Annotated in this window: 22 protein-coding genes and 1 riboswitch; of the genes, 9 read left to right on the top strand and 13 right to left on the bottom strand. The window is 64.4% G+C overall.

Annotated features, from left to right (window positions below):
* Window positions 1-155: 155 nt before the first annotated feature.
* Window positions 156-1,220 carry a D-alanine--D-alanine ligase family protein gene (locus tag P9273_RS19675; RefSeq protein ID WP_278050389.1) on the top strand — a complete coding sequence of 355 codons (1,065 nt, stop codon included), beginning with the start codon at window positions 156-158 and terminating at the stop codon, window positions 1,218-1,220.
* Between the two features lie 13 nt (window positions 1,221-1,233).
* On the opposite strand, the gene P9273_RS19670 is transcribed toward P9273_RS19675, so the two are convergent.
* On the bottom strand, window positions 1,234-2,739 hold the full coding sequence (locus P9273_RS19670; protein WP_278050388.1) for a winged helix-turn-helix domain-containing tetratricopeptide repeat protein: 1,506 nt from the start codon (window positions 2,737-2,739) through the stop codon (window positions 1,234-1,236).
* A gap of 135 nt (window positions 2,740-2,874) precedes the next feature.
* Between P9273_RS19670 and P9273_RS19665 the strand changes: the two genes are divergently transcribed.
* Window positions 2,875-3,111, top strand: coding sequence for a DUF1127 domain-containing protein (locus P9273_RS19665; protein WP_040998191.1), 237 nt, complete (start codon window positions 2,875-2,877; stop codon window positions 3,109-3,111).
* 75 nt (window positions 3,112-3,186) lie between these two features.
* Here the strand turns inward: P9273_RS19665 and P9273_RS19660 are convergent, their stop codons facing one another.
* The 3 genes from P9273_RS19660 to P9273_RS19650 form a co-directional block, all read right to left on the bottom strand.
* Window positions 3,187-4,239, bottom strand: coding sequence for a substrate-binding domain-containing protein (locus P9273_RS19660; RefSeq protein ID WP_040998081.1), 1,053 nt, complete (start codon window positions 4,237-4,239; stop codon window positions 3,187-3,189).
* Window positions 4,240-4,278: 39 nt separating this feature from the next.
* A complete protein-coding gene (locus P9273_RS19655; RefSeq protein ID WP_040998082.1) occupies window positions 4,279-5,274 on the bottom strand; it encodes an ABC transporter permease in 996 nt (331 codons plus the stop codon).
* A gap of 77 nt (window positions 5,275-5,351) precedes the next feature.
* Window positions 5,352-6,863, bottom strand: coding sequence for a sugar ABC transporter ATP-binding protein (locus P9273_RS19650; RefSeq protein WP_040998084.1), 1,512 nt, complete (start codon window positions 6,861-6,863; stop codon window positions 5,352-5,354).
* A gap of 137 nt (window positions 6,864-7,000) precedes the next feature.
* Here P9273_RS19650 and mtnK point away from each other — a divergent pair, with 137 nt between their 5' ends.
* The 7 genes from mtnK (at window position 7,001) to P9273_RS19615 (ending at window position 16,754) form a co-directional block, all read left to right on the top strand.
* Window positions 7,001-8,269 carry an S-methyl-5-thioribose kinase gene (mtnK, locus tag P9273_RS19645; protein WP_040998086.1) on the top strand — a complete coding sequence of 423 codons (1,269 nt, stop codon included), beginning with the start codon at window positions 7,001-7,003 and terminating at the stop codon, window positions 8,267-8,269.
* Window positions 8,266-9,360, top strand: a complete 1,095-nt coding sequence (gene mtnA, locus P9273_RS19640) for an S-methyl-5-thioribose-1-phosphate isomerase (protein ID WP_278050387.1) — start codon at window positions 8,266-8,268, stop codon at window positions 9,358-9,360. Before mtnK ends, mtnA begins: the two co-directional genes overlap by 4 nt.
* A 280-nt stretch (window positions 9,361-9,640) precedes the next feature.
* Window positions 9,641-9,787, top strand: a riboswitch (FMN riboswitch).
* An 81-nt stretch (window positions 9,788-9,868) separates the two neighbouring features.
* Complete coding sequence (locus P9273_RS19635) at window positions 9,869-10,336, top strand: 6,7-dimethyl-8-ribityllumazine synthase (protein ID WP_040998090.1); 468 nt, start codon at window positions 9,869-9,871, stop codon at window positions 10,334-10,336.
* A 157-nt stretch (window positions 10,337-10,493) separates the two neighbouring features.
* On the top strand, window positions 10,494-11,558 hold the full coding sequence (gene fba / locus P9273_RS19630) for a class II fructose-bisphosphate aldolase (protein ID WP_278050386.1): 1,065 nt from the start codon (window positions 10,494-10,496) through the stop codon (window positions 11,556-11,558).
* A gap of 130 nt (window positions 11,559-11,688) precedes the next feature.
* Window positions 11,689-11,847, top strand: coding sequence for a peptide ABC transporter permease (locus P9273_RS19625; protein ID WP_278050385.1), 159 nt, complete (start codon window positions 11,689-11,691; stop codon window positions 11,845-11,847).
* Window positions 11,848-11,961: 114 nt separating this feature from the next.
* The gene (locus tag P9273_RS19620) at window positions 11,962-12,687 is read left to right on the top strand and encodes an MgtC/SapB family protein (RefSeq protein ID WP_278050384.1); all 726 of its coding nucleotides are present in this window, start codon (window positions 11,962-11,964) and stop codon (window positions 12,685-12,687) included.
* A gap of 662 nt (window positions 12,688-13,349) precedes the next feature.
* A complete protein-coding gene (locus P9273_RS19615; RefSeq protein WP_278050383.1) occupies window positions 13,350-16,754 on the top strand; it encodes an acyl-[ACP]--phospholipid O-acyltransferase in 3,405 nt (1,134 codons plus the stop codon).
* Window positions 16,755-16,815: 61 nt separating this feature from the next.
* Here the strand turns inward: P9273_RS19615 and P9273_RS19610 are convergent, their stop codons facing one another.
* From P9273_RS19610 to P9273_RS19570, 9 genes are all read right to left on the bottom strand, one after another.
* The gene (locus P9273_RS19610; RefSeq protein ID WP_040998096.1) at window positions 16,816-17,775 is read right to left on the bottom strand and encodes a dihydrodipicolinate synthase family protein; all 960 of its coding nucleotides are present in this window, start codon (window positions 17,773-17,775) and stop codon (window positions 16,816-16,818) included.
* Between the two features lie 180 nt (window positions 17,776-17,955).
* Window positions 17,956-18,495, bottom strand: coding sequence for an ATP-binding protein (locus P9273_RS19605; RefSeq protein ID WP_442920241.1), 540 nt, complete (start codon window positions 18,493-18,495; stop codon window positions 17,956-17,958).
* A gap of 318 nt (window positions 18,496-18,813) precedes the next feature.
* The gene (locus P9273_RS19600; RefSeq protein ID WP_278050382.1) at window positions 18,814-19,833 is read right to left on the bottom strand and encodes an isopenicillin N synthase family dioxygenase; all 1,020 of its coding nucleotides are present in this window, start codon (window positions 19,831-19,833) and stop codon (window positions 18,814-18,816) included.
* Window positions 19,834-19,986: 153 nt separating this feature from the next.
* A complete protein-coding gene (locus P9273_RS19595) occupies window positions 19,987-20,643 on the bottom strand; it encodes a methionine ABC transporter permease (protein WP_040998199.1) in 657 nt (218 codons plus the stop codon).
* Window positions 20,624-21,715, bottom strand: a complete 1,092-nt coding sequence (locus tag P9273_RS19590; protein WP_278050381.1) for a methionine ABC transporter ATP-binding protein — start codon at window positions 21,713-21,715, stop codon at window positions 20,624-20,626. The genes P9273_RS19595 and P9273_RS19590 overlap by 20 nt, the downstream gene beginning before the upstream one ends.
* A gap of 83 nt (window positions 21,716-21,798) precedes the next feature.
* Entirely contained in the window at window positions 21,799-22,650 is an 852-nt protein-coding gene (locus tag P9273_RS19585) for a MetQ/NlpA family lipoprotein (protein WP_278050380.1), read from the bottom strand.
* Window positions 22,651-22,849: 199 nt separating this feature from the next.
* Window positions 22,850-23,647, bottom strand: coding sequence for an aspartate/glutamate racemase family protein (locus tag P9273_RS19580; RefSeq protein WP_278050379.1), 798 nt, complete (start codon window positions 23,645-23,647; stop codon window positions 22,850-22,852).
* Entirely contained in the window at window positions 23,644-25,008 is a 1,365-nt protein-coding gene (locus P9273_RS19575; RefSeq protein WP_278050378.1) for a dicarboxylate/amino acid:cation symporter, read from the bottom strand. The genes P9273_RS19580 and P9273_RS19575 overlap by 4 nt, the downstream gene beginning before the upstream one ends.
* A gap of 2 nt (window positions 25,009-25,010) precedes the next feature.
* Window positions 25,011-25,847 carry a substrate-binding periplasmic protein gene (locus P9273_RS19570; protein ID WP_278050377.1) on the bottom strand — a complete coding sequence of 279 codons (837 nt, stop codon included), beginning with the start codon at window positions 25,845-25,847 and terminating at the stop codon, window positions 25,011-25,013.
* Window positions 25,848-25,996 lie beyond the last annotated feature (149 nt).

The following is a 25,996-nucleotide window of genomic DNA, read 5'->3' as shown; positions in this document are numbered from 1 at the left end:
TTGGCGCGGTTCAGACGCAGGCTTTTCACGCTTCTGCTGAAGAACTGCTCGAACCGGCCAAAATCCGCTCCAATCCTTCGCGTATTGCTCAATGAGTTTAAGGGCGCCTTGTGTTTCGCATGCGAGCCCAACCTTGCTCATTGGTGGAGCTCCAGATGGCGGCGAAAAGACTTCGTATCGGCGTACTCTTCGGCGGACGCTCCGCCGAGCATGAGGTATCGCTGCTTTCAGCAGCCAATGTCATGCGGGCGCTCGACCCTGCGAAATACGATGCGATTCCGATCTTCGTCACCCGCGAAGGGCAATGGCTGCTGAGCCGCTTCGAGGACGGCGCGCTGGCGACGCCATCCGCCGGCACGCAGCTCTGCCTGGTGCCGGGCGGCCACGGACGGATGCTGGCGATCCCTGCAAACGGCACGCCCCACGAACTGCCCGCCATCGATATCCTGTTTCCGGTCCTGCACGGCCTGCATGGCGAGGACGGCGCGGTGCAGGGTCTTGCCGAGGTGGCGCGCGTGCCGCTCGCCGGCTGCGGCATATTGGGGTCCGCAACGGCGCTCGACAAGGACATCGCCAAGCGGTTGCTGAGGGCGGCCGGACTGCCCGTCGCCCGCTCGGTGACGATCGATGGGGGTGTCGCGCCTTCGCTCGCCGAGCTGGAAGAGCAACTCGGCCTGCCGCTATTCATCAAGCCGGCGCGGCAGGGCTCGTCGGTCGGCGTCGCAAAGGTCAATGCCAGCCAGGAATTCGACCGCGCGCTGGCAGAAGCCTTCCAGCACGACCGCAAGCTGCTGGCGGAGGAATTCGTTCGTGGCCGCGAGATCGAATTCAGCGTGCTTGAGAGCCCCGCGGGCGAACTCTTCGTTTCGCGGCCCGGCGAGATCGTGCCCGCGGAAAGCCATGGTTTCTACAACTACCAGGCCAAATATATCGACGAGAACGGCGCGGCCTTGATCGTGCCGGCCGAGCTGCCGCCGGAGGTCGAGGATGCCATGCGCGCCATGGCTGCAAAGGCGTTCAGGGCGCTCGGCTGCGACGGGATGGCCCGCGTCGACTTCTTCCTGATGCCGGACATGACATTCCTGATCAATGAGCTCAACACCATTCCCGGCTTCACCGACATCAGCATGTACGCCAAGGCCATGGCGGCGAGCGACGTCAGCTACTCGGAAGTCATCGACCGCCTGGTGGCACATGGGCTCGCGCGCGCCGGCCGGTGAGGTTACGCCGGCTTCACTCCGGCAGGCCGGCCTTCCTGAACCCGTCGACGAAATGCTCAAGCATCGCATCGTCGCGGAACGGCTCCGTCTCGACCCAGCGCTGCGTGGAGAAATGCGGATTGCCGACGAGAAACAGCGCGACCTCGGTGCGCGCCTCGTCGAAGCGGCCGAGCTGCGCCAGGCTCGCCGCGAGGAAGCGGCGCGAGCTTGTGCGGTAGGTTTCGTCGCGACGCAGCGTCTCGACGGCGGCTTCATAGTCACGGGCCGCATATTGCGCCTGACCTAGCGTCAGATAATACCAGCTCGGCGGAAACGGGTTGAGCCGGAACGCTTTGCGAATGTGCTCAAGGCCCTCATCTATCCGCCCGCCCAGCACTTCTATATCGGACAAGGTCGCCCAGATATCAGCCTCGTTCGGGTCGAGCTCGATCGCCTTGGCGAATTCCGCCTCGGACTGTTCGAAGTCTCGTTCATAGGCAAGCAGGTTCGCCAGAACCCAGCGGCAACCGGCGTCGTTGGGGTCGATCGCCACGGCCTTGCGCGCCAGTTCCAGAGCCATGCTGCGGGCAGGCTCGAACGGCTCGCCCCAATGAACCCAGCCCATCCAGTGGTTCATCGCGAGCCAGCGATAGGCCTCCGCATAATCCGGGTCGAGAGAGATCGCGCGCGTCAGCATCAGATGCGCTTCGCGCGCCATTTGCGGCGACTCGTCGAACATTTTGCGCGCCCGCACGACGAGATCATAGGCTTCGAGGTTCTTCGGCCGGTTGCGCTCCGGCGGCGCGCGCAGCCGGCCGAGCAGCGCCTCGACGATCTTGGCCGTCGCCTCATCCTGAACGGCGAAGATGTCTTCCAGGCCGCGATCGAAACGCTCTGCCCAAAGATGCTCGCCGCTCAGCGCGTCGATCAATTGCGCGTTGATGCGCACGCGCCCCGCGGCGCGCCTGGCGCTGCCCTCCAGCAGATAGCGCACGCCGAGCTCGCCAGCGATGGCACGCACATCCATGGCCTTGCCCTTATAGGCAAAGACCGAATTGCGCGCGATGACAAAGAGGCCGGGGATCCGTGAGAGATCGGTGATCAGGTCTTCGGTCAGGCCATCGGCGAAAGCGTCCTGCTCGGGATCGCTGCCTAGATTGACGAAGGGCAGCACGGCGATCGACGGCTTGTCGGGCAGCGGCAAGGGTTTGGGCCTGGCATCGGCCTGTTCGACGGTACCTGTGAAGCGATATCCGACGCGCGGCACCGTGGCGATCCACTCGCCGCCACCGGTCGCCGGACCGAGCAGCTTCCTGAGTTGCGCGATCTGGACGGTGAGATTGCCTTCCTCGACGGCCGTGCCCGGCCAGGCCGCGTCCATCAGCTCGGCCTTGCCCAGGATCTCGCCCGGGCGCGCGACAAGCGCTTCCAGCAGCTTCAGCCCGCGATGCCCGGCGGCGACGGGAACATCGCCCCGAAGCAGCGTTCCGGCGCCCGGATCAAGCACGAACGGTCCAAAGGCAAAGCGCGATCCCTGCATGCGGCGATCTATAGCCGATTTGGAAGTTTTGAGAACTATTTGGGAGGGCTTAATTACGCCGCCGGCCGCCTGCGGCACACTGCAATCTCAATCAGGTCGAGGGCTCTCGGAACCCTCATTTCGATGGAGGCTGCCATGAACGACAGCTTTGCACCTTCTACATGTCTGGCGACGCCCACAATGCACACCGGCCGCTCGCGCTACAGCCTCTCAGCTTTGCGCAGCCTCATCGCCGAGCGCCGCGAGCAGGCCCGCTTTCGCTTCGACCTCAAGCGCATGGCGGCGGATAATCCGCATCTGATCGACGATATCGGGCTGACTAAAGAAGAGGTCGAGGCGGAGATCGCCAAGCTGCCCTTCTGGCAGCGATAAGACCGCTTCCAGCCGGCTGAAAAGACGGAGAGCGGCCCATTGGGCCGCTCTCCTCATTTGCGACCGCTTGACCCCTTACTTGGCGTTCGGGTTCGGCATCCAGGCCGGCATCGCGACATCGGCATGGGCGAACTGCGGCAGCTTGGCCGATAGGTCTTCCATGTTCTTAATGTCCTTGTCGATCAGCTCCTTCTGGGTGATCAGCGTCGGCGGCACGATGACGTTGTGACCGGGATCCTCGCCGGCGAGAAGCTGCGCCAGCGCACGCACCGAAACCTGGCCGACGACAGCCGGGTTGGTGGCGGCGGTCGCCGCCCAGGCGCTGTCCGGCTCGCGCATCGCGGCGATGTCCGAGGTCGAGATGTCGGCCGAATAGATCTTGATCTTCTTGTTCAGGCCGGCTTCGTCGACGGCGATCTTCACGCCCTTGGCGAACTCGTCATAGGGCGCGAACATCACGTTGATGTCGGGATGCGCCTGCAGAACCGAGCGCGCCTGGTTGGCGACGGAGTTGGCGATCGGATTGTCGAGCGTGCCGAACTGGGCGACCTCGTTGATGCCCGAATATTTCTTCTTCACGTCCACCCAGGTCTCGTTGCGGCGGTCGAGCGGGGCGATGCCGGCGACATAGACATAGCCGGCCTTCCAGCTCTCGCCATTGTCCTTGATCGCCTGCTCGAGCGCGAGCTTGGCCAGGTCGCGATCGGACTGCTCGATCTGCGGGATCTTCGGGTTCTCGACATTGACATCGAAGGCAACGACCTTGATGCCGGCGTCGACCGCTCGCTGGGCGGCGTCCTTCATCGATTCCGTCAGGCCGTGCTGGATGATGATGCCCTGCACGCCGAGCGCGATCGCCTGGTCGACCATGTCGGCCTGAAGCGCCGCGTCCTGGCGGCTGTCCAGCACGCGCAGGTCGACGCCGAGCGCCTTGGCCTGCGCCTCGACGCCGGAGAGGTAGGCCTGGAAGAAGTCACCCGTCGACAGATAACGAACCAGCGCGATCTTGACGCCCGGCTTGTCGAACGGCGCCGGGCGGTCCGCCGCCAATGCCGTGCCCTGCATCAGCAGCGCCGCGCCGGCGAGGCCGAGTGCCGCCTTCCCCAAAAGTCTTCTTGTGATGCTCACTTGGTTTTCCTCCGTTTTGTCTCAATGCCCCGGTCGAAACTATCTCTTGCCCCTGCCGGAAAGGGCGAAGGTGAAGACAAGGGCGACGACGAGCACCGCGCCCTTGACGAAATCCTGCGTGTAATAAGGGGCGTTCATCATCGTCAGGCCTTGCAGCAGAACGCCGACGAACACCGCGCCGACGGCCGTGCCGAAGGCGTTGGGCTTGGCGGCGCCGAGCACCGCGTAACCGATGAGCGCCGCCGCTACTGCGTCGAGCAGGAGATTATTACCCGAGGCGATGTCGCCGCGTCCAAGCCGGGCGGCGAGCAAAATCCCGCCGATCGAGGCAAAAACTCCCGAAATGACATAGGCCCAGATTTTGTATGCCTTGACAGGCGCACCGGCGAGCTCGGCCGCCCTCTCATTGCTGCCGACGGCATACATCATGCGGCCGAAGCGGGTGTATTCGAGGAAGAACCAGATGAGCAGGGCGAGCACCACAAGCACCACCACCGAGACCGGGATCAGGTTCGGGATGAAGAAGTCGATGCGGTGGCGGCCGAGCGCCAGGAAGGCTTCCGAGAACTTGCCGTTGGCGACCGAGCCGTCGGGCATGGTCATGCCTGTGGCGATCGAGCGGCCCTCCGTCGGAATGCGCTGCAGGCCGAGCAGCAGGAACATCATACCGAGCGTGGCGAGCAGATCGGGCACGCGCATATAGACGATCAGCCAGCCGTTGATCAGGCCGACGATAACGCCGATGACCAGGCAGGCGATGACGGCGACGATCGCATTCTGTTCCAGCACCACCATTGCGTAAGACGCCGCCATCATGGCGCTGGTGGCGACCGAGCCGATCGACAGGTCGAAACCGCCGACAACCAGGGTCGCGGTGACGCCGAGAGCCAGCACGCCGGTGATGGCCACCGACTGGAAGATGAAGACGGCGCTCTGCGGTGACGCGAAGCCTTCCGCGGCGACCGCGAAATAGGCGATCAGCCCGATCAGCAGGACGATGAAGCCATAGCGGATGGCGTAATCGCGCAACGTCATCGAATGCTCTCGCGCCGCTGCCTTGTCCACCAAACTGGAACTCATGCCTGCACTCCGAGTCTCGTCATCCTGCGATCTCACGCCGCGCTGGTGAGCGGCCCGCCGGCCACCTGCGCCAACAGGCGGTCGAGATCGATGTTATCGTTCCGATGCTCGCCGACGATCGTTTGTTCCGACATCACCAGGATGCGGTCGGCGGTTTCCAGCGCCTCGTCAATCTCGGTGACGAAGATCAGCGTCGCGCGGCCGTCGGCGCTTGCCCTCAGCTTGGCTGCGATGTCCCGCCTTGCCGAGATGTCGACGCCCTGGAAAGGCTCGTCGAGGATGAAGAGGCGCGAGGCCTGCGACATCCAGCGCGCCACCATCACCTTCTGCTGGTTGCCGCCGGAAAGCGCGGAGAGTTCGTCCTTCTCCGAGCGGCAGACAATGCCGAGCTCGTCGATCTGGCGGCGCGCGGCGGCGCGCTCGGCGCGCTTCTTCATGACGCCGAAGCCCGACATGCGCTTGAGGAACGGCAAGCTGATGTTGCGCTCGATGTTGAAGCCGCCGACGATGCCGCTCGCGGCGCGGTCCTTGGCGACGAGGAAGACGCCGGCGACGATCGCCTCGCGCGCGGAGCCCGGCGCATAGGGCTTGCCATCCATCTGCATGGTGCCGGCGAGCGGCCTGCGCACGCCGAACAGCGTTTCTGCCAGCGCCGTCTTGCCAACGCCGACAAGACCGGTGATCGCCACCACCTCGCCGGCGCCCAGCGTCATCGAGATCGGCTTCGACCCTTGCGCGAGTTGCAGGCCTTCGGCGGTGAAGACGGCTCGGGCCGAGCTTCTGGCCACCACCCTGTCGAGGTGGATCTTACGGCCGAGCATGGCGTTGACCGCCCCCTCATAGTCGAGCGGCTTCCGGTCGAAGGTGCCGGAGACGACGCCGTCGCGCATCGACACGATACGGTCTGCCAGCCGCCGGATGTCGGACATGCGGTGCGAGATGTAGAGTACGGCGACACCTTGCCCGCGCAGCCGGTCGATCAGCGAAAACAGCCGGTCGGCTTCGGCGCTCGACAGCGAGGATGTCGGCTCGTCGAGGATCAGGACCTTGGGCCGATGCGCCATGGCCCGCGCAATCGCCACCATCTGCCGGTCGGCCAACGACAAGTCGCTGACGCGCGCCTTGAGGTCGATGGCAAGTCCCATGCGGTCGGCGACCGCTCTCGCTTCGGCCTGGACATTGGCAGGCTTGAAAAGCAACGACGCGCCTCTGCCGCTCAGCCGGTCGAGCGTCAGGTTGGTGGCGACGTCGAGGTCGGCGACCACGCCGTCATTGATGTTCTGGTGCACGGTGACGACGCCGGCGCGGATGGCTTCGGCGGGGGTCTGCGGGTCGAAGGCCTGGCCTGCGAGCCGCATCGTGCCCGCTCCGCGTTCGTAGACGCCGCTGACGATCTTGACCAGGGTGGACTTGCCGGCGCCGTTGGCACCCATCAGCACAGTCACCTCGCCCGCAAAGAGATCGAGCGAGATGCCGCCAAGCACCTCGTTCTGGCCGAAGGATTTCTTCAGGCCCTTTACCTGGAACACGGCGTCTGCGCCCATCCGTTCCTCCCGGATCGTGACGCTATGGGCTCATTCGGCAATTGTCAACACGATTGACATTTGCCAGAGCGCTTCCTAGCTTGGCCCCGCCGCCGTGGCTCCGCTATCGTCGGAAACCACGTGCAGGAGGGGAGAACATGACCGGAAAGTTCGAAGCATTGTCGGTGGAAACGCTGCCGGAGCGCCTTGGCGGGACCGCGGCGCTGACCGAGCGGATCGGCAAGGATGCCAGCCGCTGGAAGGTGCGTGAGGTCGGCGACGGCAACCTCAACCTCGTCTTCATCGTCGAAGGCGACAAGGGCGCGGCGGTGGTCAAACAGGCGCTGCCCTATGTCCGGCTGGTCGGCGACAGCTGGCCGCTGCCGCTCAAACGCTCCTTCTTCGAATATCATGCGCTGACCCGGCAGGAGCGTCGTGCGCCCGGCTCAGTGCCGGCGATCTATCATTTCGATGAGATCCAGGCGCTGATCGTCATGGAATATCTGGCGCCGCCGCACGTCATTCTGAGGCGCGCGCTGATCGATGGCCGTGAATTGCCGAACATCGCGCGCGACATCGGCCTGTTCATGGCCCGCACGCTGTTCCGCGGCTCGGATCTCTCGATGGTGACGAAAGAGCGCAAGGCCGACCTGGCGCTGTTCGCCGACAATGTGGAGCTCTGCGACATCACCGAGAATCTGGTGTTCTCCGATCCCTATTTCGACGCCAAGATGAACCGGCATACCTCGCCGCAGCTCGATGGCCTGGTCGCCGAGCTGCGCGCCGACCGCGACCTCAAGGTCGAGGCGCAGCGGCTGAAGCATCTTTTTGCCGCCAATGCCGAGACGCTGCTGCATGGCGACCTGCATTCAGGTTCGATCATGGTGACGGACACCGAGACCCGGATGATCGATCCGGAGTTCGCCTTCTACGGCCCGATCGCCTTCGATGTCGGCATGCTGCTCGCCAATTTCTGGATGGCCTTCTTCTCGCAGCGCGGGCACGAGGAGAAAGGCAGCCGCGACTCCATGCGCGCCTATCTGCTCGGCGTCACGGCCGAGACCTGGGCGACCTTCCGCGCCGAGTTCTCGCATCTGTGGCGGACCGAGCGCAGCGGCATCCTCTACCAGAGGAGCCTGTTCGAGGATCAGGGCGACCTGCTCGGCTCCGAGCAGGCGCTCGACCACATGCTGCACGCCATCTGGACCGACCTGCTCGGCTTTGCCGGCATCGAGGTGCACCGGCGCATCCTCGGGCTGGCCCACAATGCCGATTTCGAGACCATTGCCAATGCCGATCTGCGCGCCAGATGTGAGGCCAAGGCTTTGCGCTTCGGACGCCATATCGCAGTCAACCGGCGCCAGATCCACAGCATCGACGAGGTCAACAATCTGGCCGCGCTGATCGAACAGGAGAAGAGCCTTTGAACGTCGGCGAACGTCACTATCGCACCATCTGGCTCAGCGACGACAAGCGGTCGGTCGAGATCATCGACCAGCGCTGGCTGCCGCATGAGTTCCGCATCGAACAAATCGGAACCGTCGCCGGCATCGCAACAGCGATCCGCGACATGTGGGTGCGCGGCGCGCCGCTGATCGGCGTCACTGCCGCCTATGGCGTCGCCATCCAGATGACAGACGATCCGTCGGACGAAGCGCTCGACGCGGTGTGGGAGACCCTTCACAAGACACGGCCGACGGCGATCAATCTGCGCTGGGCGCTGGACGAGATGCAGCGGTTCCTCAAGCCGCTGGCGCCGGAAGAGCGCGCAGAAGCGGCCTACAAGCGGGCCGCCGAGATCGCCGACGAGGATGTGGGCTTAAATCGCGCCATCGGCGAGAACGGGCTTGAGATCATCAAGAAAATCGCGGCGAAGAAGAAGCCGGGCGAGACCGTCAACATCCTGACCCATTGCAATGCCGGCTGGCTGGCGACGGTCGACTATGGCACCGCCACCGCGCCGATCTATCTGGCGGCCGAGGCCGGCATTCCCGTCCATGTCTATGTCGACGAGACGAGGCCGCGCAACCAGGGCGCACAGCTGACCGCCTGGGAGATGGCCGGCCACGGCGTGCCGCACACGCTGATCGTCGACAATGCCGGCGGCCACCTGATGCAGCATGGCGACATCGACATGGTGATCGTCGGCACCGACCGCACCACCGCCAATGGCGATGTCTGCAACAAGATCGGCACCTATCTGAAGGCGCTGGCAGCCGCCGACAATGAGGTGCCCTTCTATGTCGCGCTCCCCTCGCCCACCATCGACTGGACCGTGGCCGACGGGCTGAAGGAGATCCCGATCGAGCAGCGCTCGGGCGACGAGGTGTCGCTGGTGTGGGGGAAGACGGCTGACGGAAAGGTCGCCCAGGTGCGGGTCTCGCCGGATGCTACGCCGGCGGCCAACCCGGCGTTCGACGTGACGCCGGCACGGCTGGTGACGGGTCTCATCACCGAGCGCGGTGTGGCGAAAGCCTCGCGCGAGGGGCTGAAGGCGATGTTCCCGGAACGCGGGTAATTAGCTGATCTCCTCCGCGAGGGGATGTCCAGTAGGACGGGGACGCTGTCTCGCCGACCTATCTATGCTTGGGTTCCTCGCCCCCACCAAAGGCGGGGGGGTGTCCGCGAAGCGGACGGAGAGGGGGCCTTCGTAGGGCGCTTCCCTCTCCGCCTCGGCTTCGCCGAGCCTCCTCCCCCCATTTCGTGGGGCGAGGAACCTTGGTCCTGCAGCGCCGCGATCCTTCGATTGGACACTCGTCGATTGACAGCGCCACCCTCCTCTCCCATAAAACCGCCGTTAATGTTCTCAGGGCGGGGTGAAAGTCCCCACCGGCGGTAGGGGTTTCGGCCCAAGCCCGCGAGCGCCTTCCAGCCTATCGGAAGGGTCAGCAGATCCGGTGCGATTCCGGAGCCGACGGTTACAGTCCGGATGGAAGAGAACGATCGCAGAAGACGGTCCGCTCGCGCGGACCGCGTTTTTTTGCGTCGTGCGTCCTGATTCTGGTTCGAAACGGAAGGAAGGACCCATGAATCAGCATTTCCCCAAAGACCATACTGTTCGTCGTGTCGCCGTCATCCGGGCGCGCTGGCATGCCGATATCGTCGATCAGTGCGTGGCCGCCTTCGAGGCGGAGCTTGCCGTGCTCGGCGGCTTTGCCGTCGAGGTCTTCGACGTGCCGGGAGCCTATGAAATCCCGTTGCACGCCAAGGCGCTCGCCGAGACCGGCCGTTATGCGGCGATCCTCGGCACCGCCTTCGTCGTCAATGGCGGCATCTACCGGCACGACTTCGTGGCAAGCTCCGTCATTGACGGCATGATGAACGTGCAGCTCGTGACCGGCGTGCCGGTGCTGTCGGCGGTGCTGCTGCCGCACAACTACCATGACAGCGCCGAGCATCACCGCTTCTTCCACGAGCATTTCGCCGTGAAGGGCAAGGAAGCCGCCAAGGCTTGCGTCGACATCCTCGCCGCGCGCGCACGCATCGCCGCCTAAGTCCGAACGCGCCTGATTTCAGCCCTGCAACAAGAATTGCGGCCGAAGAGGCTTCAAAAGGTTGCGATAGGTTCGAAATCCGGCCAGAAGCAACAAGGCCGCCCGCCGGGGCGGCCTTTTCAAACACGGGCTCGAACCAGATACGGGAGACTATTCGTTGGCTCGCATCACATTGAGACAATTGCTCGACCATGCCGCCGAACATGGCTATGGCGTGCCTGCCTTCAACATGAACAATATGGAACAGGGGCTCGCCATCATGGAGGCGGCCGAGGAGACCAAGTCGCCGGTCATCCTGCAGGCCAGCCGCGGCGCGCGCGCCTATGCCAATGACGTGGTGCTGGCCAAGTTGATCGACGCGCTGGTCGAGATCCATCCCGACATCCCGGTCTGCATGCATCTCGACCACGGCAACAACGAAGCGACCTGCGTCACCGCGATCCAGTATGGCTTCACCTCGGTGATGATGGACGGCTCGCTGAAGGAAGACGGCAAGTCGCCGGCCGACTATGCCTATAATTCCGGGATCACGCGGCGCGTCGTTGACATGGCGCATTGGGGCGGCGTGTCGGTGGAAGGCGAGATCGGCGTGCTGGGCTCGCTGGAAAGCGGCGGCGGCGAGCAGGAGGACGGCCACGGCGTCGAAGGCGCGATCAGCCATGACCAGTTGCTGACCGATCCGGTGCAGGCCGAGCAGTTTGTGCGCGACACCCACGTCGACGCACTGGCGGTTGCCATGGGCACCAGCCACGGCGCCTACAAATTCTCGCGCAAGCCGGACGGCGCGGTGCTGGCGATGAACGTGATCGAGGAGTTCCACCGCCGCCTGCCCAACATGCATCTGGTCATGCACGGCTCGTCCTCGGTGCCGGAGGAGTTGCAGGAGATCATCAACAAATATGGCGGCCAGATGAAGCCGACCTGGGGCGTGCCGGTGGAAGAGATCCAGCGCGGCATCAAGCATGGTGTGCGCAAGATCAACATCGACACCGACAACCGCATGGCGCTGACAGGCGCGATCCGCAAGGTGCTGACCGAGAACCCGTCGGAATTCGATCCGCGCAAATACCTGACGCCGGCAATGGCCGCGATGAAAAAGCTCTGCAAGGAACGCTTCGAGCAGTTCGGCACCGCCGGCAACGCGCCGAAGATCAAGCCAATCCCGTTGGCGGAGATGGCCAAGCGCTACAAGTCGGGCAGCCTGGATCCGAAATTCGGCTGAGCCGATCAATGCCCCGCGACCGGTTCGATCCCGGTCGCGAGGCATTCGCCGCGCCGAAACGGGCGGAACTTCAAGCCCACAAATTGATTCCTGCTCAGAGACCTTCCGCATCCATCCAGGGGGAGCATTCATGAGCAAGGATCGCGACGACGAAGGGCCGGTCTTCTCCGGCCAGAATGCCCGGCAGGGCGAGATCATCCTGCACACGCGCGCGCGGCGCATCATCTTCATCGCAGGCTTGGTCGGCATCGTGGTGCTGGCGCTGGTGGTCAGCCTCGCTGCCCATTGAAGGTTGTCGTCCGCGAAAACCCGGGCTTGGGCCAAGGAACCATCACCGGCTCCGCCAGTTGAACGTCGCAGGCGAAACTGAGGCGCGGCGACCTTTCAGCGCCCCATCGGGACCATGTTCGAGACGCTTTGCTGCGACATGCCGCTTCACCCGAGCTGGCCGGACCTTGTCGGGCGGCTGCTGGTCACACTGCTGGCAGGCTTTCTCATCGGCTTGAATCGCGAGGCGCGCGGCCATTCCGCCGGGCTGCGCACGACCATCCTGGTCGGTTTGGCGGCCTGCGTGGCCATGGTCCAGGCCAACATGCTGCTCGACGTATCCGGCAAGGCGCCGGATTCCTTCGTGCGCCTGGATGTGATGCGCTTCGCGCTCGGCGTGCTCACCGGCGTCGGCTTCATCGGCGGCGGCGCCATCCTGAGGCGCGGCGATCTCGTCACCGGGGTGACCACCGCCGCCACGATGTGGATCATGACCATGATCGGCCTTGCCTTCGGCGGCGGCCAGTATGGCCTCGGCGCGATCGCGACGGTGCTGACTTTGGTGACGCTGCAAGCGCTGAAATGGGTCGATCTGAAGATCTCGCGCGACCATAAGGCCGTCATCTCGGTCTCCTGGCCCAAGAATTCACCGCCGGACCTTCAGGAGATGGTACGCCCGCTCGGCTATGCGGCGCGTTTCGTAGGTATGGAACACGACACCGATCGCGATCACTTTGTGTATTCCTTCATGGTTCAATGGAAACAGCCCGACGCGATGTCACCTTCGACGGACGCGCTGACGCTTGTCGGCGAGCACTGCACGGTCGAGCGGTTCGAGGTGATCAGCGAAAAACCGTCCTGAGCAACGCCGCAACTTTGGCAAATTCTCACTCGGCGGCGCCTGGCGTCCCCGCCTCGGCCCGGATGAGCTTGATATCGGCGCCCGCGCCCAGGTCCCGATGTCCTCGCGGCGCACGTCGCGTCGATTGATAGCCGTTTGCGAACGCGCTGGTGTAACTCGAGCCGTCGCAAAATCGAGACTTTGTCTAATGTTCCGCTGCTCTCCTGACAGTACCGCTCAGCCGAAGCGTTTCCTCATGCGGCTAGCCGGCAACGTGCTCGATTGCCGCCGGTAATTCCGAGGCAGACCTATCGATCCGGCGTATGAACGCCGTTCATTTTTCTCTTGAACGGTGTTCACGATGTGCTATGGTGCCACTATGAACGATGTTCAAGAATGTATCCGACCTGAAACAAGCCTGCACCGAGCCACACTCACCCTGAAACGAAAGGACCATATCGATGATGCTTGCCGACAGCCAAGCCCGCAGACAGTCGAGTGCCCGGAAGGCCTGGAGACCGATCATGGACGACAGATTCCATGCACCAAGAACAAGAAACAAATGGATTGGATTGAATTGCAGTAACGAAGCTTAACCGCTTCCCGATAAAAAGGCTCAAACCGCGCAAGTGTCCGCTCAGTCCAATCGGGCTGCCAGCCGGACTTGCCCAATGGAAATTGCCATGAACACCCATCTGATGATGTCGCGGCGCTTCGCGCCTCTTTTCTGGACGCAATTCCTCTCGGCCTTCAACGACAATTTCCTGAAGAACACGCTGGTGTTCCTCATCCTGTTCACGCTGGCGAAGGATCAAGCCGCCTCGCTAGTGACGCTGGCCGGCGCGATTTTCATGGCGCCCTTCCTGCTGCTTTCGGCGCTGGGCGGCGAGATCGCGGACCGCTTCGACAAGGCGCTGATCGCCCGCCGGCTGAAATTCACCGAGATCGCCGCGGCCGCCGTAGCCGTCGCCGGCATCGCGCTGTCGTCGATCCCGGTGCTGATGACGGCGCTCTTGATGTTCGGCATCATCTCGGCGCTGTTCGGGCCGATCAAATACGGCATCCTGCCCGATCACCTGGAACGCAAGGAACTGCCCAAGGCCAATGCCTGGATCGAGTCGGCGACCTTCGCCGCGATCCTCGGCGGCACCATCGCCGGCGGCGTCGTGTCCGCCGACGGCATCGGAGTTGCGGTGTTCGGGCCTATCATGATGGCCTTGGCCGTCGGCTGCTGGCTGGTCAGCCGCTACATCCCCTCCACCGGTTCAGCCGCCCCCAACCTTGCCATCGACAAGAACATCTTCCGCTCGACATGGCGCCAGGTCGCCGAATTGCGGACCGAGACGCGCATCTGGCGCGCCGGCCTGATGACCTCCTGGTTCTGGCTGGTCGGCGCCATCGTGCTTTCGATCCTGCCGGCGATGATCAAGGATTCGCTCGGCGGCAACGAGATCGCCGTCACAGCCTATCTCGCGGTGTTCGCCGTCTCGATCGCCATCGGCTCGGCTATCGCCGCCTGGATGTCGCAGGGCCGCATGGTGCTGCTCCCAGCGCCGGTCGGCACCGCGCTGATGGCGCTGTTCGGCCTGCATCTTGCCTGGACTATCGGCAGTATGCAGCCTTCGCCCCAAGCCGAGACGCTTGCCGCCTTCTTCGCCGGCCCGAACACCATCCGCGTCGCCATCGACCTCGCCGGCATGGCGATCGCGGCCGCCTTCCTGGTAGTGCCGACCTTCGCCGCCGTGCAGGCCTGGTCGCCGGAAGCGCGCCGCGCCCGCGTCGTTGCCGCCGTCAGCATCGTCAATGCCGGCTTCATGACGGTGGGCGGCGCCCTCGTCGCCGCGATCCAGGCCGCCGGCGTCTCCATCGCGGGCATCCTGTTCGGCCTCGTCGTCGCCAACGCGATCGCCGCCTGGCTGATGCTGAAATTCCTGCCGACCAACCCCTTCCGCGATTTCGTCTCGATCCTGTTCCGCGCCTTCCTGCGGCTGGAAGTCGAGGGGCTGGACAATCTCAAGGCGGCCGGCAAGGCGCCGATCCTTGCGCTCAACCATGTCAGCTTCCTCGACGGCCCGCTGGCGCTGACGCTGACCGACGAGGAGCCGGTCTTCGCCATCGACTACACGATCGCCCAGGCCTGGTGGATGAAGCCGTTCATGAAGCTCGCCCGCGCGCTGCCGCTCAATCCGGCAAAGCCAATGTCGACCCGTACACTGATCAAGATCGTGCAGGGTGGCGATCCGTTGGTCATCTTCCCGGAAGGCCGCATCACCGTCACCGGCGGTCTGATGAAGGTCTATGACGGCGCCGCTATGGTTGCCGACAAGACCGGCTCGATGGTGGTGCCGGTGCGCATCGAGGGGCTGGAAAAGAGCTATTTCTCGCGGCTCTCCTCGCAGCATGTGCGCCGCCGCCTGTTCCCGAAGGTCAAGGTGACCATCCTGGAGCCGGTAAAGCTCGAAGTCGCGCAGGAACTGAAGGGCCGCCAGCGGCGCGCCGCGGCGGGCTCGGCGCTTTACCAGGTAATGTCGGATCTCGTCTTCCGCACCCAGGATATCGGCAAGACGGTGCTTCAGAAGATCATCGAAACGGCGCACGAGCGCGGCATGAAACAGCTTGCGGTGCAGGATCCGGTCACTGGCTCGCTGAGCTACGGCAAGCTGCTCACCGCCGCCGCGGTGCTCGGCGAGAAGTTCGAGCATCTCTATGCCGGACAGCAGACGCTGGGCATCATGCTGCCCAACGCCAACGGCTCCTGCGCGACGCTGCTCGGCGTCATGTCGGCCGGCAAGGTGCCGGCGATGATCAACTTCACCGCGGGCGCCGCCAACATCCTGTCGGCCTGCAAGGCAGCCGAGGTGCGGACCGTGCTGACTTCCCGCGCTTTCGTCGAGCAGGCAAAGCTCGGCCCGGTGGTGGAGGAGATCGGCCGCTCCATCGACATCGTCTGGCTCGACGATCTGCGCGCCACCATCGGCCTCAAGGACAAGTTGCTCGGGCTGTTGCGCAAGGTGACGCCGCGGGTGGCGCGCAAGGCGGACGACCCCGCGGCGATCCTGTTCACCTCCGGCTCGGAAGGAACGCCCAAGGGCGTGGTGCTGACTCACCGCAACATCCTGGCCAATGCCGCCCAAGCCGCCTCACGCATCGACTTCCATTCGGGCGACAAGGTGTTCAACGTGCTGCCGATCTTCCATTCCTTCGGCATGACGGCGGGCACCGTGCTGCCGCTGATCTCCGGCGTGCCGGTCTATTTCTATCCTTCGCCGCTGCACTACCGGATCGTGCCGGAACTGATCTACGGGTCGAACGCGACGATCATCTTCGGCACCGACACATTCCTCTCCGGCTATGCCCGCACGGCGCATCCATACGACTTCCGCTCGGTGCGCTACTGCTTCGCCGGCGCTGAACCGGTCAAGGCCGCCACACGCACAACCTATATGGAGAAGTTCGGCTTGCGCATCCTGGAAGGCTACGGCGTGACCGAGACCGCGCCGGTGATCGCCATCAACACGCCGATGTACAACAAATCGGGCAGCGTCGGCAAAATCATGCCCGGCATGGAATATCGCCTCGAGCCGGTGCCCGGCGTCGACGAAGGCGGGCGGCTGTTGGTGCGCGGGCCGAACGTCATGGCCGGCTACCTGCGCGCCGAGAATCCGGGGGTGATCGAGCCGCTGAAGGACGGCTGGCACGACACCGGCGACGTCGTCACGGTCGACGATGCGGGCTTCATCTCGATCCGCGGCCGCGCCAAGCGTTTCGCCAAGATCGGCGGCGAGATGGTCTCTCTTGCCGCGGTCGAGGCGTTGGCCGGCGAATTGTGGAAAGGCTCGCTGTCGGCCGTCGCCACGGTGCCGGACGCGCGCAAGGGCGAGAAGCTGATCCTCATCACCGAAGCGTCCGGCGCCACCCGCGCCGAGTTCCTGGCCTTCGCCAAGGCCGACGGAGCCATGGACCTGATGGTGCCGGCCGAAGTGCGCGTCGTGCCGAAGGTGCCGGTGCTCGGCTCCGGCAAGCTCGACTTCGCGGGCGTGACCAGGATGGTGCGCGGCGAGGACGAGCTGAAGGTCAAGGCCGCATGAGCGATCGTGCGAGCAGGCCGGTGCGAAACACCGGCCTGTTCGTCCCGGCCGAGATGTCAATTCAGGCCGCGTATCTTGCCATTACCGGCTGCCTCGACCATTGGGCGTACCAGGTGTCGAACAGCTCGAGCTGCTGCTCGGCATAGCCGCGCTGACTGTCGCTCAGCGCATCCGTCTCATTGAAGTGTAGCCTGTATTCGGGATTACCCTTCAGCACCATCATGTGCTTGAAATAGAGCACGAGGTCCGGACCCTCGTCGAAAGAGGACAGCACGGCCAGCGCCGCGTCCAGTTCCTGCGCCAGCCGGCGCGCTTCGGCATCGCCCTTGGCCGCCGCCTGGCTGAGGCTGACCAGATGCAGCACTTCCTTCGGCAGCACATTGCCGATGCCGGTGATGGCGCCGGATGCTCCGCAATTGACGAAGCCGTGGAAGACGGCGGTGTCCACGCCGATCATCAGCGCAACGTCGTCCTCGCGGCTGGTGATGTTTTCCGCCGCGTAGCGCAGATCCGCCGGGCCGCCGAACTCCTTGAAGCCGACGAGATTCGGATGCTCGGCGCGCAGCGCGAAGAAGAGGTCGGCGCGCGTGGCAAAGCCGTAATAGGGACTGTTGTAGATGACGGCCGGCAGGTCGGGCGCGGCGGCGAGGATCGCCTTGAAGTGATGACGCTGCGCCGTCACCGAGGGCCCGCGCGACAGAACGCGCGGGATCACCATCAGGCCTCGCGCGCCGACCTTCTGCGCATGGGCGGCGTGCGCGACAGCGCTGGCCGTGTTGACGGCACCTGTGCCGACGATCACCGGGACGCCGGCCTTCACCAGGCGCTCGACGCCTTCCATACGCTGCGCGTCGGTCAGCAGCGGCCAGTCACCCATCGAGCCGCAATAGACGACGGCCGACATGCCGGCAGCGATCAGCTCGCGCCCCTTGCGCACCAGCGCGTCGAAGTCGGGAAGGCGGTCATCGGTGCAAGGCGTCATCAGCGCCGGCATGCAGCCGGAAAAAACGTTGGCGGTCATTTCGATGTCTCCTTGAGGCAGGCGTGCAGGTTGATCAGTTTGGCCCGACGCAGCACCGCTTGCCAAGCGGATAGTCGAGGCCGACCGCACCCGCAGGCCGAGAAATGCCCGTCATCGCGGCTTCGTCGCATAAGGAGCGTGATCGTCGATGGGACCGGCAGCGTGCCATGCGAGAAAACATCAACCTGCCAGCCGAAACGCTCCGCTCTCCAGCGCCGCGACGACCGCTTCCTGCGTTTCAAGCGGATCGAGCCCGTCTGTCGCGAGCGCATGACGATCCAACTCGCCCAATGCCGCGAACTGCTCGTGCAACGCCCTGATCGGCCCGGGATCGGTCAGCGTGTCGCCGCCACGCCGCCGGCAGCGCTCGACGGCGATGTCGACGGCTGGGCGCAGGACGACGTAGTGCAAGATCGTGGTGAGCGCCCTGAACGGCGGCAGGAACCAAGGCCCGATGATGCCGTCGACGATGACCAAGTAGCCGCCTCCGGCATAGCCGTCCGCGGCATTCGCCAGCACGTCCATCACCACCTCGTTCTGCCGGTGGGCTTCCGGCAGATAGGGCGCGATCGCGCCGTTCTTGATGAAGTGCCAGAAATCGTCGGCGTGAAGATGGACCTTGGGCGACCCGGGCTGTCGCGCGAGAACCTCGGCCGTAGTGGTTTTCCCCGAACCGGGCGGGCCGGTCAGGATGAGGATTTCGCCTGCATAATCGATCATGCGCGCGCTGTAACACGGGCCGCGAGAACCTCTCAAGCTCCGTAGGGGAGAGGGGAAAAGCCTTCAGCCTTCCGCAGACTCCGACTGGATCAGGCTCTCCAGCACGTCGAGCAATCGCTCATGAAAAAGGCCGGGCGCAAAAGCGGCCCGGCCAAGAATGAAGGTCATAACCTTCAGAGGGGAACATCGCCCGGCGCAATGGGAGGAAAACACCGAGCGATGCCCCTTATTTGGGGCCTGAACCGCGTATTTTCGACGAACGGAATTCCAAAAAAGATCGAAATCGCGAAAAAATCTCGCTCAATCGTCGGGAAATTGTCAGCCTGCGGCCGGCGCTTTTTCCAGGAGGTCGGCATAGTGACGCCGCGCCACGTCGGGATGCGACCGCAGCCGGCTTTTCAGCACATTGGTCCCGACATTGCGGAAGAGCGGATTGTCGGGGTCGCTGGCCGGGCCGCGCGCCTCGGTCGCCAGTTCTTCGGGCAGATCGAGCAGCGGGATGGTGGCATCGAGCCGGGCGCTGAAGAAGAACGGCACCGAAATCCGTTCGACGCCGGCAGGCGGCGTGACGACGCGATGCACGGTAGCCCTGAGATAGCCGTTCGAGGCGAGTTCAAGCAGCTCGCCGATGTTGACCACCAGCGTTCGCGGGATCGGGTCGACATCGACCCAGCTGCCGTCATATTCGACCTGCAGGCCCTTGTTCTCGTCCTGCAGCAGAAGCGTGAGGAAGCCACCATCCTTGTGCGCGCCCACCCCCTGGTCGTCGCCGGTGGCATTGCGGCCGGGGTAGCGCACGATCTTCATGCGATGGTTCGGTTCGCCGCGATAGATCGGATCGAAGGCGTCCTCCGGCTGGTCGAGCGACAGCGCGAAGGCCTTGAGCAGCCGGATCGCCACATCGGTCGCCTTGGCCTGCCAGGCAAGCAGCGCCGGTTTCAGATCGGGGAGCGCGGCGGGCCACTGGTTTGGGCCCTGCAGCCGGGTCCAGGCCGGCACGCCCGGCCCTTGCGCAATGGTCGCGCGTTCAACGCCGATGTCGAGCTGCTCGCGCCAGTCGGCCTTGCCCCTGGTCAGCTCGCCGCCGGCGCGCGTATAGCCGCGAAACTGCGGCGACTTCACCATTTCGATGGCGAGCTTGTCGGCTTCCGGCAAGGCGAAGAAGCGGCGCGCGGCGCCCAGCACCGCGTCGATCTCCGGCTGCGTGATGCCGTGGCCGCTCAAATAGAAGAAACCGACATCGCGGGCGGCGGTACGCAGATCGAACAAGAATGTCCGCAGTTCCGATGCGCCCTGCTCCAGGCGGTCGAGATCGAGCACCGGAATTATTCTTGCCATGGACAGGCTCCTCTCGGCGAGACTTGCAACCCAGCCGCACGATGACATCAGGGCCATTGCCGGTGAAGAAACGCACCAACCAATGTCACTGCAAACGGAGCAAGCCGGCGCTCAATTCCCGGCTTTTGCGGCAAATTGCGTTCGCATCCGGTGCTACCCGCGATGGTCCAGCCGAGCGACGAGGCGGTCGCCGATCCACTGGATGCCGCAGACGAGCACGATGAGCACGACGACCACCGCGACCATCACGCTGGTTTCGAAACGCTGGTAGCCGTAGCGGATGGCGAGGTCGCCGAGACCGCCCGCGCCGATGGCGCCGGCCATGGCGGAGGCGCCGACGAGCGTCACCAGCGTCACCGTGAAGCCGGCGACGATGCCCGGCAGCGCCTCCGGCACCAGCACCTCGCGGATGATCGTCCAGCGGTTGCCTCCCATGGCGCGCGCCGCCTCGATCAGCCCGTGATCGACCTCGCGCAGCGAGACTTCGGCGATACGGGCATAATAGGGGGTGGCGGCGATCGACAGCGGCACGATCGCCGCCCATGTGCCAATCGAGGTGCCGACGATCAGCCGCGTCACCGGGATCAGCGCCACCAGCAAAATGATGAAAGGAACCGAACGGAAGCCGTTGATGACGGCGCCGAGACTACGGTTGACCCAAAGGCTCTCGGCGATGCCGCCGCGATCGGTGGCGACCAGGGCAAGTCCGAGTGGCAGGCCGAAGACCAGCGAGATGAGGCCGGACGCGCCGGTCATCAGCACCGTCTCCCAGATCGAACGGAGCAAGAGTTCAAACAGGACCGGCGACATGGCCAAGCACCTCCACCCGCGCGCCGCGGTCCTTCAGGAATGTCGTAACCCGCCCAAGATGCGCGGCTTCGGCGCCGGCAACGGCCAGGAACAGCGTGCCGACGGGTTGGCCTTGGACATGATCGACGCCGCCATGCACAAGGCGGAACCGGCCCGGCGCCGCCACGGCGAGGTCGGAGAGCAAGGCGCCGCGCGCGGCCTCGCCGGCGACATCGATCCGGAGGATCGTTTCCGCGCCTTCGCCCGGAACCAGCCGGCTGGCGATCTCGGGCGGCAATTGCGGCCGGATGCCGCCGAGCAGGCTGCGGGTGATCTCCGATTTCGGGGTGGCGAAGACCTGCCAGACGGCGCCCTCCTCGACGATGCGCCCGGCATCGATCACCGCCACCCGATCGGCGATCGAACGGATCACCTCCATCTCATGCGTGATCAGCAGGATGGTGAGACCGAGCGTGGAATTGATGTCTTTCAGCAGAGCGAGGATCGAGCGCGTCGTCTCCGGATCGAGCGCCGAGGTCGCCTCGTCCGACAAGAGCAGTGCCGGTCGGGCGGCAAGCGCCCTGGCGATGCCGACGCGCTGCTTCTGCCCGCCCGACAGCGACGCCGGATAGGCCTTGGCCTTCTCCGACAAGCCGACGAGGCGCAGCAACTCCGCCGCGCGTGCCAGGCGCTCGGCGCGCGGGCGGCCTTCGATCTTGAGCGGCAGCGCGACATTCTCCTCGACGGTCTTGGCCGACAGAAGATTGAAGTGCTGGAATACCATGCCGATGCGGCGGCGCAGCGGCTGCAGCTCGCGCTCGCTCAGACGGCCGATCTCGCGGCCCTCAATGAAGACCTCGCCGGAATCGGGCCGCTCCAGCCCGTTCAGGCAGCGGATCAGCGTCGATTTGCCGGCGCCGCTGCGGCCGATGATGCCGAGGATCTCGCCCCTCCGCACAGTGAGCGAGACGCCGTCGAGCGCCGCTGTCGCGCCGAAGCGGCGCTTCAGGCCGACGAGGCAGACGACGTCTTCCCGCCCGGTCGGCTGGATGCGGACCCGATCGGCGCGTTCGGCCGTGACATGCTGGTTCATCTCTATGTCCGTTTCAGTGCCGCGCAAACGCGACGGCGGCCCGCTCAACCGCGGGCCGTCCATTTCTGCCAGCCAGGCGCCGATCAATAGGCGCTGATCCCGGTGCCTTTGTAGACCTTGTCGAACTCGGCCTTGACCGTATCGTTCTGATAGGAGGCGACGAGCGTCTTCACCCAGGGCTCGTTCTCGTTGCCGGCCTTGACCGCAATGAAGTTGCGGTAGGGATTATCTGCCACCGGCTCCTGCGCGATGCGGTTTTCGGGGCCGAGGCCGCTCTTCAGCGCCCAGTCGGTGTTGACGACGGCGGCGTCGAGATCGTCCACCGAGCGGCCGACGATGCCGGCGTCGAGTTCCTTGATCTCAAGCTTCTTCGGGTTCTCCGCAATGTCGGCGGTGGTCGCCAGGATGCCGGTGCCGTCCTTGAGCTTGATCAGGCCTTCATGTTCCAGCACATGCAGCGCGCGACCTTCGTTGGACGGGTCGTTCGGCAGTCCGATCACCGCGCCTTCCGGCAGGTCGGCGACCTTGGCATGCTTTTTCGAATAAAGGCCGATCGGCCAGACGCCGGTATAGCCGACCGGCACGATGTGGTAGCCTTGCGTCTTGATCTGGTTGTCGAGATAGGGCTTGTGCTGGAAAGCGTTGGCGTCGATCTCGCCGCGCTCCAGCGCCTCGTTGGGCTGGGTATAGTCGTTGAAGACGACGGTCTCGATGATCAGCCCTTTCTTGGCCGCCTCGGCGGTGACGACGCGCCAGACATCCTCATCCTCGCCGCTGATGATGCCGACCTTGATTGACTTCTTGTCCTCGGCGAAGGACGGCGATGGCGCGCCAAGGCCGATCACGGCCAATGTCGTGGCGAGAAGTAACGCCAATCCGGCGCGCCTGGTGATTGACGTAACGAGAGACTTTGAAGCGTTGCCGCGTCCGGACATGGTGCGTTCCTTGCGATCCTGAAATCATTTTGGCCTGGCGGGATGCGAAGCCTCGATATCAGCATCACCAATGCTGCCCGACTGGGCAAAGAAGCGCTTTTCCTCTCAAACGGGAGGTGGAAAATATTCTCTCAAAGATATTGTGCCTTGGAGAACACCGGCTGCTCGCAAGCCGGTTTTGATCGCGCAGCGGCGACGCTTACGAGGCCTGCTGCGCGGCAAGCCAGGTCGGTCGACCATTTCCCCGCAAGCGAGGCACTGTCGGCAGGCCCCGCGCTTCCTGAACGCCGAAGCCCAATCGTGTCAGGCTGGCTCGCGCCAGGGCCGCATTGCTGTCGATGACGATCAATCCGTTCGTGTCGCCGAGGCTGGCCGCCACGACCGACAATTCGGTACAGCCGAGAAGCGCTGCATCGGCGCCGGCCAGCTGCGCGAGATGAAGCGCGCGCTCGGTCTCGGCCGCGGCTTCCGCGATCGACCCGGCCTTGACGAGCATGATCGCGCTGTCGACGCGCTCCTGAAACTCGGCGTCCTGTGGAAGGCAGAGGTCGAATCCCGCCGCCGAGATCCTGTGCTGATAGAAACCGGAAACCAGGGTGCCCCGCGTTGCGAGGTTCGCAACCCTGCCCCGGTCCAGACTGCGGCGGATCTCCGCCACCACCGCATCGCCGATGTGGATGATCTCGGCTGACGAGTTCGCCGCCAGCCTGTCATACCAATGATGGGCGGTGTTGCAGGGCATGGCGATGCAGGCAACGCCGAGCGCGTTGAGCGTCGAGACCGCAGCCCTCAGCGGGGCCAGCGGCGCGTCATGGTTGCTGAGGATCGCTTCGGTCCTGTCGGGCAGTTGCGGCACGCTGAGGATGACGCAAGGCACATGCTCGTTGTCGCGGAGCGCTTCGGTCATCCGGGTGAGCTTGAAGTAGAAGTCGGCCGATGCCAGCGGCCCGAGACCGCCGATGATGCCGAGCTGGGGACGGATGCCGTCGTCGATCATCGTACGGGCTCGGCTTCGAGCTCTTGCGCGACGGTTTCAGCGCTCAGCGCCGCTTCCCGATGGCTGGGCGCGATCATTGCCGTGCTTGCGGCCACGGTGGAGACGCTGGACAGCGTCATCAGCGTGTCCACGGCCGCGTCCACCGCGACGAACAGGGCGAACGCCGCCTCGAAGGGAAGCTTCAGATAGCCGCAGACGATGGACATCTGCGACAAGATGAGCAGGCTGCCCATGCCGCCTGTCGTCAGCGCCAGAAGCGCGGAGACGACGCCGATAAGCAAGAGGTCCGGAATCGCCAGCTGATGGCCGTAGAGCTGGGCGATGAACAGGGTGCCCGAGGTGTAGACCAGCGCCGGGCCGGTTCGCAGCAGCGCCGCCTGCAACGGCACGAGCAGCTCGACCACCACGAGGTTGAACCTCAGGCGCTCGGTCAAAAGGTTGATGACCCAGGGCAGCGAGGCGACGGTGGACCGCGTCGTGATGGCCACCATCAGAAGCGGCTGAAGGGTCTTGATCGTGGCCCAGTAGCTTCGCCGCGAGCGTATGGCGATGACGGCAAACGCGCCGGCGAGGAATGTCAGGCAGGAAAGACCCATCACCAGCAGATAGCCGCCCATCAGCATCAGCGGCTTGGTGCCGGTCGACGCGGTCTGGTCGGCAATCAGGACGAAGGTCGCGAAAGGCAATCCCCAGACGAACCAGTTGGTCAGCACCGTGCAGGCCCGGTACACCGCGTTGAGCGCCTGTGAGAGGCTCAGCGACGAGGGCTGAGGAATCTTGCCCATCGCCAGCCCGAACAGCAGGCAGAACAACAGGACCTGGATAGTCTGGCCCGAGGCCAGCGCGTTGAAGACATTGTTTGGTACCAGATCCAGGAAGATCGAATGTTCGCCGTGCGGGTTACCGGTGGACGGCGGCGGCTGGAACGGGAATGCGAGATCGGTGGAGACGCTGCCCTGGGAATTGATGAACTCGCCGAGCTCGATGCGCGATTGCGGGTTCTCGATCTGCCCGGGCTTGAGGATCAGCGAATAGCTGCCGCTGACCAGCACGGCGAGGAACGACACGACCAGCACCGCTATGCCGACCTTGCCGAGATAGCGGACCGATTTCGGGTCCTGGACCATCGCGGTGATTGAGAAGATCACGGACGAGACCAGATAGGGCAGGACGACCATCTTGAGGAAATTCAGATAGACCTGCGCCGCGGGGCTGATCGCATGGGCAAAGGCCGGATAGTAGAGTCCGCACAGGATCCCGGCCAGGATCATGATGATCGTCATCGCCGGTGAGCGCAGAATGCGCTTTGCCGCAAGGCGCCAATCGAACGGCATGGGTGCGGCTGCATCCGAGACGGCCATTGTCAGGCTTTGCTCCCCTGGCGATAGCGCGCGATGATCTCATCGGTGTTGAGGACCTGCTGGCCTCGCGCCAAATCAAGATAGAGATCGACGAAGGCCGCCAGACGCGGATTGTCCGGCCGCACGCCGACCGCGATCGTATCGACCTTGTCCGTCAGCGTGATCGAGCGCGCGACCACCGTCATCGACGGATCGTCGACCATCAGCTTCTTGATCTCGAAATCATCGCGATAGGCGAGGTCGATCGTGCCGTTGCGGATCGCATCGATGACCGTATTCCAGCCCGCGAAGCGCCGGATCGTGGCGTGCGGGAAGGTCGTCGCCGCATAGCTGGCGAAGGACGAGCCTTCGATCACGCCGAGATCGCCGGAGAAATCGCGGATGATCTGTTCAGGCGGCTTGCCTTGCGCGATGCGCGCCAGGTTCACGCGGTTTGCGAGCAGCCCTTGGTGGAGCATGGCGTAAGGCCGCGAATAGAGGATAGAGCGACCGCGCTGAAGGGTGCGGCTGAGCTTGCCGATCGCCAGGTCCACCTCACCGGTGGTCAGCTTTTGCACCATGGCGTCGAAAGTTACGGCGGACCGGTCGAGCACCGGTTCGACGCCAAGCTCCGCGGCTATGCCGCGCGCAAGATCCATATCGATGCCACCGTCTCCAGAGCCGTCGGCCGGAAAGAACGGATCCGACGCGAAGGCCGGCATGGCGATGCGCAGCTTGTTGTCGCTGACGACGGGTTTTGGAGCGTCTTGCGCCTGAGCCGGCGTGGCCACGGCCGGCGCCTGCGCGATCAGCAGTCCTCCGCCTCCGGCTGCAAACAGCGTGCGACGTGTAAGCGGCATGCCCATTCTCAATTCGTGCAGGAGAGCCGGACAACAATTCTGACCAACTCGCAGTATGCACGCCGAAGTTAAGTAAAGGTGTCTTTTACTTTGCGCCTTTTTACATTGCAGATCGCTAAAGTGGCTTCACGAAATATGCATACTTTCTA

The sequence above is a fragment of the Mesorhizobium sp. WSM4935 genome (genome assembly GCF_029625735.1).
Taxonomy (GTDB): domain Bacteria; phylum Pseudomonadota; class Alphaproteobacteria; order Rhizobiales; family Rhizobiaceae; genus Mesorhizobium.
This window is presented reverse-complemented; position numbering and strand designations above follow the sequence as displayed.

Coding starts and splice junctions, on each gene's coding strand:
- P9273_RS19650 (WP_040998084.1), bottom strand. CDS start 6,863: ATGGGCGCAGACGCCGTGTTCCAGGTAAAGGGCCTGAAGAAATCCTTC.
- P9273_RS19655 (WP_040998082.1), bottom strand. CDS start 5,274: ATGACGTTGCGCGATTACGCCATCCGCTATGGCTTCATCGTCCTGCTG.
- P9273_RS19625 (WP_278050385.1), top strand. CDS start 11,689: ATGAGCAAGGATCGCGACGACGAAGGGCCGGTCTTCTCCGGCCAGAAT.
- P9273_RS19575 (WP_278050378.1), bottom strand. CDS start 25,008: ATGGCCGTCTCGGATGCAGCCGCACCCATGCCGTTCGATTGGCGCCTT.
- P9273_RS19610 (WP_040998096.1), bottom strand. CDS start 17,775: ATGACCGCCAACGTTTTTTCCGGCTGCATGCCGGCGCTGATGACGCCT.
- P9273_RS19615 (WP_278050383.1), top strand. CDS start 13,350: ATGAACACCCATCTGATGATGTCGCGGCGCTTCGCGCCTCTTTTCTGG.
- P9273_RS19620 (WP_278050384.1), top strand. CDS start 11,962: ATGTTCGAGACGCTTTGCTGCGACATGCCGCTTCACCCGAGCTGGCCG.
- P9273_RS19570 (WP_278050377.1), bottom strand. CDS start 25,847: ATGCCGCTTACACGTCGCACGCTGTTTGCAGCCGGAGGCGGAGGACTG.
- P9273_RS19605 (WP_442920241.1), bottom strand. CDS start 18,495: ATGATCGATTATGCAGGCGAAATCCTCATCCTGACCGGCCCGCCCGGT.
- mtnK (WP_040998086.1), top strand. CDS start 7,001: ATGACCGGAAAGTTCGAAGCATTGTCGGTGGAAACGCTGCCGGAGCGC.
- P9273_RS19665 (WP_040998191.1), top strand. CDS start 2,875: ATGAACGACAGCTTTGCACCTTCTACATGTCTGGCGACGCCCACAATG.
- P9273_RS19595 (WP_040998199.1), bottom strand. CDS start 20,643: ATGTCGCCGGTCCTGTTTGAACTCTTGCTCCGTTCGATCTGGGAGACG.
- P9273_RS19600 (WP_278050382.1), bottom strand. CDS start 19,833: ATGGCAAGAATAATTCCGGTGCTCGATCTCGACCGCCTGGAGCAGGGC.
- P9273_RS19675 (WP_278050389.1), top strand. CDS start 156: ATGGCGGCGAAAAGACTTCGTATCGGCGTACTCTTCGGCGGACGCTCC.
- P9273_RS19585 (WP_278050380.1), bottom strand. CDS start 22,650: ATGTCCGGACGCGGCAACGCTTCAAAGTCTCTCGTTACGTCAATCACC.
- P9273_RS19580 (WP_278050379.1), bottom strand. CDS start 23,647: ATGATCGACGACGGCATCCGTCCCCAGCTCGGCATCATCGGCGGTCTC.
- P9273_RS19590 (WP_278050381.1), bottom strand. CDS start 21,715: ATGAACCAGCATGTCACGGCCGAACGCGCCGATCGGGTCCGCATCCAG.
- P9273_RS19635 (WP_040998090.1), top strand. CDS start 9,869: ATGAATCAGCATTTCCCCAAAGACCATACTGTTCGTCGTGTCGCCGTC.
- P9273_RS19670 (WP_278050388.1), bottom strand. CDS start 2,739: ATGCAGGGATCGCGCTTTGCCTTTGGACCGTTCGTGCTTGATCCGGGC.